Annotated in this window: 6 protein-coding genes; 4 read left to right on the top strand and 2 right to left on the bottom strand. The window is 68.1% G+C overall.

What is annotated here, in order from left to right:
* From AC1DFC_RS22060 to AC1DFC_RS22045, 4 genes are all read left to right on the top strand, one after another.
* On the top strand, positions 1-468 hold a 468-nt coding region (locus AC1DFC_RS22060), incomplete at its 5' end, for an ATP-binding cassette domain-containing protein (RefSeq protein WP_478179996.1).
* A 112-nt stretch (positions 469-580) separates the two neighbouring features.
* Positions 581-2,074: an ABC transporter substrate-binding protein gene (locus tag AC1DFC_RS22055; protein ID WP_478179995.1), complete on the top strand. Its 1,494-nt coding sequence runs from the start codon at positions 581-583 to the stop codon at positions 2,072-2,074.
* A 214-nt stretch (positions 2,075-2,288) separates the two neighbouring features.
* Positions 2,289-3,776 (top strand): ABC transporter substrate-binding protein, encoded by a 1,488-nt coding sequence (locus AC1DFC_RS22050; RefSeq protein WP_413314405.1) that lies wholly within the window; start codon positions 2,289-2,291, stop codon positions 3,774-3,776.
* The gene (locus AC1DFC_RS22045) at positions 3,767-5,167 is read left to right on the top strand and encodes an amidase (protein WP_413314404.1); all 1,401 of its coding nucleotides are present in this window, start codon (positions 3,767-3,769) and stop codon (positions 5,165-5,167) included. The genes AC1DFC_RS22050 and AC1DFC_RS22045 overlap by 10 nt, the downstream gene beginning before the upstream one ends.
* A 9-nt stretch (positions 5,168-5,176) precedes the next feature.
* Here AC1DFC_RS22045 and AC1DFC_RS22040 read toward each other — a convergent pair whose 3' ends face one another.
* Both AC1DFC_RS22040 and AC1DFC_RS22035 read right to left on the bottom strand, forming a co-directional pair.
* Complete coding sequence (locus tag AC1DFC_RS22040) at positions 5,177-5,803, bottom strand: YitT family protein (RefSeq protein WP_007836291.1); 627 nt, start codon at positions 5,801-5,803, stop codon at positions 5,177-5,179.
* 44 nt (positions 5,804-5,847) lie between these two features.
* Entirely contained in the window at positions 5,848-6,708 is an 861-nt protein-coding gene (locus AC1DFC_RS22035; RefSeq protein ID WP_007836293.1) for a LysR family transcriptional regulator, read from the bottom strand.
* Between the last annotated feature and the right edge of the window lie 67 nt (positions 6,709-6,775).

Here is a 6,775-nt window from a genome sequence, read left to right as displayed (position 1 = left end):
GCCGAGCCCCTCGAGGCGCTGGCCGAAACGAGCCGCGCCGTGCAGCGCGAGCGTGCCAACGAGGCGCTCGCCGCAGTCGGCCTGCGCACCACCGACATGGACAAGTACCCGCACGAGTTCTCGGGCGGCCAGCGCCAGCGCATTGCGATTGCACGGGCGCTGATCACGCGCCCCAAGCTCATCGTGGCCGACGAGCCTGTCAGCGCGCTCGACGTTTCGGTGCAGGCCCAGGTGCTCAACCTCATGCAGGACCTGCAGCAGCAGTTCGGCATCAGCTACCTGCTCATCAGCCACGACCTCGCGGTGGTCAACCACCTGTGCGATGAAGTGTGCGTGGTGTGGAAGGGCAAGATCGTCGAGCAGGGTCCGCCCGCCGAACTCTTCCATCACGCGCAGCATCCCTACACGCGCACGCTGCTCGACGCGGTGCCGCGCACGCCCGCGGGCGGCACGCTGCTGGCCGCCTGACACCGAAGCGTCGTCCGCCGCCTCTAGGATGAGTGGGTCATAAGCATCTGGTTGCGCGGACGCACCGGTCTCGCGGATGATGCCTGCCCCCCTGTTCCGAGGACACCGCTTCATGCTCAAACGACGCACCCTGCTCGCCACCGGCGCCGCAGCCCTGGCCCCGCTCGCAGTGCCGATCGACGCCTTCGCGCAAAAGAAGAAGGACGCGCTGGTGCTCGGTCTCACGCTGGAGCCCACGGGGCTCGACCCCACGGCCAAGGCCGGCGCCGAGATCGCCGAGGTGGTGCTCTACACCGTCTTCGAAACGCTCACCAAGATCAACGCCGACGGCAGCGTCACCCCGCTGCTGGCCGAAAGCTGGGAAATTTCGCCTGACCTGAAAACCTACACCTTCAGGCTCAAGCGCGGCGTGAAGTTCCAGAACGGCGAGCCGTTCGACGCGCAGACCGTCAAGTTCTCGTTCGACCGCGCCGCCGCCGCCAACAGCACCAACAAGGACAAGCGCACCTTCGCCAACATCGCGACGCAGGTAGTCGACGAACACACCGTGGTGCTGATCACGAAGGAGGTCGAGCCCGACCTGCTGTTCCTGCTCGGGCAGGCCTCTGCGATCCAGGTCGAGCCGAAAACGATCGAGACCAACGCCACCAAGCCTGTCGGCACCGGCCCCTACAAGCTCGACAGCTGGGCCAAGGGATCGGGCATCGTGCTCGCCAGGTGGAACGGCTGGCGCAATGCCGACACGGTGCAGATCCGCAAGGCCGGCTTCCGCTTCATCTCCGAGCCGGCTGCGCAGACCGCCGCGCTGCTCTCGGGCGACGTCGACCTGTTTCCGCACGCCTCGGTGTCGCGCAGCCTGCCGCAGTTCCAGAACGACAAGCGCTTCCAGGTGGTCTTCAACGCCTCGCGCGGAAAGACCATCCTCGCCATCAACAACAGGCGCAAGCCGCTGGACGACGTGCGCGTGCGCCGCGCCATCGCCGCGGCCATCGACCGCAAGGCTGTGATCGAGGCTGCAGCGGACGGCCGCGGCGTGGCCATCGGCAGCCACTACGTGCCGGGCGCGCCGGGCTATGTCGACACCACCGGCGTCAACCCCTACAACGTCGAGCGCGCAAGGCAGCTGCTGGCCGAAGCCGGCGTGAAGACGCCGCTCGAACTCGAGCTGGTGCTGCCGCCCCCGCCCTATGCGCGCCAGGGCGGCGAGCTGATCGCCGCGCAGCTGGCCAAGGTGGGCATCGTCGCGAAGATCCAGAACGTCGAGTGGGCGCAATGGATCAGCGGCACCTACGGCAACAGGAACTACGACCTCTCGCTGATCCTGCACGTCGAGCCCTTCGACCTCGTGAACTACACCAAGCCCGAGTACTACTGGGGCTACCAGTCGGCGAAGTTCAACGAGATCTTCGACAAGGCGCGCAACGCGGCGCGCCCCGCCGACCGCCTGCGCTACCTCGGCGATGCGCAGCGGCTGCTGGCGGAAGATGCGGCCAATGTCTTCCTGTACCAGCCGCAGTTCATCACCGTCGCCGCGCGCAACCTGCGCGGGCTTTGGAAAGACACGCCGATCTTCGTGAACGACATCGCGGCGCTGTCCTGGGCTTGATCCGGACGGCCTCGCCTACGGGAACGTCCCGAGGAAAAACCGCCTCGCGGACCGCGCGGCGGCGCACCCGCTGCGAGAGAATGACCGGCTGCGCACGTGGCATCTTTCGTGCTGCGTGTCGTGTCTTTCGCGGCGTCGCGCCTCCCTTCGGGGCATGGCACACGCCGGAGCAGTCGTCATTCGAACCTGGCTTGTCTATCCGGAGATCACACGTATGTTGAACCGCCGCACCCTTCTCACCACCGCCGGTGCCACCGTTGCGCTGGCCACCCCGCTCGCCGGCATGGCGCAGGGCCGGAAGGACGCCATCGTGATCGGCATGGCGCTCGAGCCGCCGGGGCTCGACCCGACCACCGGCGCGGCCGCCGCCATCGCCGAGGTCGTGCACTACAACATCCTCGAGACGCTCACCAAGATCAACGCCGACGGCAGCGTCACGCCGCTGCTGGCCGAGAGCTGGGAGGTCTCGCCCGACCTGAAGACCTACACCTTCAAGCTGCGGCGCGGCGTGAAGTACCAGAACGGCGAGCCCTTCAACGCCGCCGCCGTCAAGTTCTCCTTCGACCGCGCCGGCGGCGAGAAGAGCACCAACAAGGACAAGCGCACCTTCGCCAACCTCGCGACGCAGGTGGTGGACGACTACACCGTCGTCGTCATCAACAAGGAGATCGACCCCGACCTGCCCTTCGTGCTGGGCCAGGCCACGGCCGTGATCGTCGAACCCAAGAGCGCCGAGACCAACGCCAGCAAACCGGTCGGCACCGGCCCCTACAAGCTGGACAACTGGGCCAAGGGCTCGTCGCTCACGCTGAGCAAGTGGGAGGGCTTCCGCAGCCCCGCCACCGCGAAGATCAACAAGGTGACGTTCCGCTTCATCTCCGACACGGCCGCGCAGGCCGCCGCCATGCTGTCGGGCGACGTCGACGTGTTCGCGCGCATCGGCACGCGCGTGGTGCCGCAGTTCAAGGCGAACCCGCAGTTCCAGGTCATCCTGGCAGGTTCGCGCGCCAAGACCATCCTGTCGATCAACAACAGGAAGAAGCCGCTCGACGACGTGCGCGTGCGCCGCGCCATCCTTGCGGCCATCGATCGCAAGGCCGTGATCGAAGGCGCGGCCGACGGCTTCGGCGTGCCCATCGGCAGCCACTACGTGCCGGGCGCGGCGGGCTATGTCGACACCACGGGCATCAACCCCTTCGACGTCGAGAAGGCCAAGAAGCTGCTGGCCGAGGCCGGCGTGAAGACGCCGCTCGAACTGACGATGACGCTGCCGCCGCCGCCCTATGCGCGCCAGGGCGGCGAGGTGATCGTGGCCCAGCTCGCCAAGATCGGCATCGTGGTGAAGATTCAGAACGTCGAATGGGCGCAATGGCTCAGCGGCACCTACGGCAACAAGGACTACGACCTGTCGATCATTTCGCACGTCGAGCCCTTCGACCTCGGCAACTATGCCAAGCCGGACTACTACTGGGGCTACCAGTCGAAGGCCTTCAACGCGCTGTTCGACAAGATCAAGTCCACCGGCAATGCGGCCGAGCGCAACAAGCTGCTCGGCGACGCACAGAAGATGCTGGCCACCGACGCGGCCAACGGCTTCCTGTACCAGCCGCAGTTCCCCACTGTCGCGAAGAAGAACGTCAAGGGCATCTGGAAAGAGAACCCGATCTTCGTGAACGACCTGTCGGCACTGTCGTGGGGCTGAGCGACCTGTCCGTCCAGGAGCTTGCCGCTGCCTACCGCAGCCGCGAACTCTCGCCGGTGGAAGTCACGCAGGCCGTGATCGCGCAAGTGGAACGCTGGGAGCCGCACTTGCAGGCCACCTGGCTGTTCCGGCCCGAGGCCGCGCTCGAACAGGCGCGCGCCTCGGAAGCGCGCTGGCAGCGCGGCGATGCGCTCGGCCCGCTCGATGGCGTGCCCGCGACCATCAAGGAAAACATCGCCACGCGCGGCGACCCGATGCCAGCCGGCACCGCCGCGGTCGACCTGAAGCCCGCTGCGGCCGACGCGCCGCCAGCCGCGCGCCTCAAGGAAGCCGGTGCGGTGATCGTGAGCAAGACCACCATGCCGGACTACGGCATGCTGTCCTCGGGGCTGTCGAGCTTTCACACACTGGCGCGCAACCCGTGGGACTTGCGCCTGACGCCGGGCGGCTCCAGCGCAGGAGCTGGCGCCGCGGCGGCTGCCGGCTACGGCCCGCTGCACCTGGGCACGGACATCGGCGGGTCGCTGCGCCTGCCCGCGAGCTGGTGCGGCATCTTCACGCTGAAACCGAGCCTGGGGCGCATTCCGATCGACCCGCCCTACATGGGCCGCGCCGCTGGGCCGATGACCCGCACGGTGGGCGACGCGGCGCTGATGATGCAGGCGCTGTCCCGGCCCGACGCGCGCGACAGCATGAGCCTGCCGCCGCAGGACATCGCCTGGGCAGGCTTCGACGTGGCACCGGACCATCTGCGCGGCCTGCGCATCGGGCTGCTGCTCGACGCGGGCTGCGGACTGGCGGTCGAGCCCGAGATCCAGGCAGCGGTGGAAAACGCCGCGCGGCTGCTCGAGAAGGCCGGCGCGGTGATCGAGCCGATGCAGCCGTTCATGTCGCAGGCCATGCTCGACGGCATGGACCACTTCTGGCGCATGCGCTCGCTGGTGGACATGAAGGGCCTGCGCGCCGACCAGCGCGCGAAGGTGCTGCCGTACATCCGCGAATGGGCGGAGAGTGCGGCCGAGTTCAGCGGCGAGCATGTGTTCCGCGGCTTCAGCCAGTTCCACGCCACGCGCGTCGCCGCCGTGGCTGCATGCGCGCGCTTCGACTACGTGATTTCGCCCGTGTCGCCGAACATGCCCGCGGCAGCCGAAGCGCCCTCACCCACGAACGATCCCCTGCGTCCGCTGGAGCACATCGGGTTCACGGTGCCGTTCAACATGTCGGAGCAACCGGCGGCTTCGGTGAACTGCGGTTACTCGGCGAGTGGATTGCCGATCGGGCTGCAGATTGCCGGCCAGCGCTTCGACGACCTCGGGGTGCTGCGCGTGTCGCGCGCCTTCGAGCAGATCCGCGAACCGCAGCGGCCCTGGCCGTTGCCGCCCGGCCGCTGACGGGAAGCGTCAGGTCGCCGCATACCGCCCCGGCTTGTGGTTGATCCAGAGAAAAAGCCCCATCACCACGGCAGCCAGCACCGACCACCCGACCCGCTGCGGCGGAATCACGAACAGGGCGAGCAGCACCACCGTGCAGTCGATGCCGATCTGCACTTTGCCCGCGGGCCAGCCACGCTTTTCCTGCAGGTACAGCGTGAGCACCGTCGCGCCGCCCAGGCTGGCGCGGTGGCGGGCGAGGAACAGGCAGCCGGTGCCCAGCAGCAGGCCGCCGAGCACGGCCGCGAAGGCCGGGTGCAGGGAGTCGATGGACAGGTAGCGCGGCGCCAGGTCGGTCATCACCGAGAGCAATGCGATGGCCGAGAAGGTCTTGACCGTGAACGCGCGGCCCATGTGGCGCCAGGCGAACCAGTAGAACGGCAGGTTGACCAGGAAGAACAGCTTTCCGAAGCTCAGGCCGGTGGCGTAGTGCAGGAGAAACGCGACGCCGGCCGTGCCGCCTGTAAGCAGCCCCGCCTGGCCGAACAGCATCATCGCGATGGCGACGAACAGCGTGCCCGAGAAAATGGCCTGTGCGTCGTCGAAGCGGGTGTGGCGCAGCAGATTCGGCGCAGTTGTGGGAGGTGGCGCATCCATGACAGGGGCTGACGCAAATCCCGCGCCACCCCTGGAGAGATTCTTCACATCAGGTGGGTTGCCAGCATCTCCCTCGCCCGGGTCACGAATGCGGTTTCGCCCTTGCGCCCCGACAGGAGCTGGAAAGCGACACGCGGCAGGGCCGGCAGACCGTGCGGTGCCGCCAGCCGCGTCACGCCGTCGCTGATCGAGGACTCGTTGAGGCAGGCAACGCCCAGCCCCGCGGCCAGCGCGGACTGCAGGCCCGCGACACCCGACGCGACGTGCGCGAGCGCATAGGGCACGCGCCGGCGCCGCAGCAGCGCCACGGTGAACTGATGCAGCGAGCAGGTGTCGGGCAAGGCCAGCAGCCGCACCGGCTCCCCGCGCGCGAGCCGCATGCCCTCCGCGCCGAGCCACACCAGCGATTCGCGCCGCAGCACCGCGCCCCGGGCCTGCGGCGTGGAAGCCCCCGCGATGTTCATCGCAAGGCCCACGTCGAAATCGCCGTGCGCATAGGCCGCCCGCAGCGCATCGCTCTTCAGGATGCTGACGTGCAGCCGCACCTGCGGATAGCTCTCGCCGAGCCGCCCCAGCAGCCGCGTCAGGTCGCCGGGGCGGAAGTAGTCGGTGACCGCGAGGCGTAGCTCGCCCTGCAGCGTCTCGCCGTGCAGGTCGCGAAATGCTTCGTCGCTCAGCGCGAGGATGCGCCGCGCATAGCCCAGCAGCCGCACACCCGCCTCGGTGGGGGCCACGCCTGCCTTGCTGCGCGTGAGCAGCGACTGCCCTGCCCGCTCTTCCAACTTGCGGATCTGCTCGCTCACCGACGACTGCGAGAGGAAGACGCGCGGCGCGGCCGCCGTGAGGCTGCCAGCGTCGACGACGGCGGCCAGCGTGCGCAGTTGCTCCAGGTCGAATCCCTGCATGGTCAATCCATCCGTTTATCCGATGTAATTCATCATATCTTCCCGCTTTTCCGATGACCAGAAGGCT

The organism is Variovorax sp. 10L421 (assembly GCF_056395365.1).
The sequence above is the reverse complement of the archived record's forward strand: the minus strand, read 5'-3'. Positions and strand labels throughout refer to the sequence as shown.

What these genes read in the sequence shown, in the direction of transcription:
- AC1DFC_RS22035 (WP_007836293.1), bottom strand. Translation starts at nt 6,708, where the DNA reads ATGCAGGGATTCGACCTGGAGCAACTGCGCACGCTGGCCGCCGTCGTC.
- AC1DFC_RS22040 (WP_007836291.1), bottom strand. Translation starts at nt 5,803, where the DNA reads ATGGATGCGCCACCTCCCACAACTGCGCCGAATCTGCTGCGCCACACC.
- AC1DFC_RS22055 (WP_478179995.1), top strand. Translation starts at nt 581, where the DNA reads ATGCTCAAACGACGCACCCTGCTCGCCACCGGCGCCGCAGCCCTGGCC.
- AC1DFC_RS22050 (WP_413314405.1), top strand. Translation starts at nt 2,289, where the DNA reads ATGTTGAACCGCCGCACCCTTCTCACCACCGCCGGTGCCACCGTTGCG.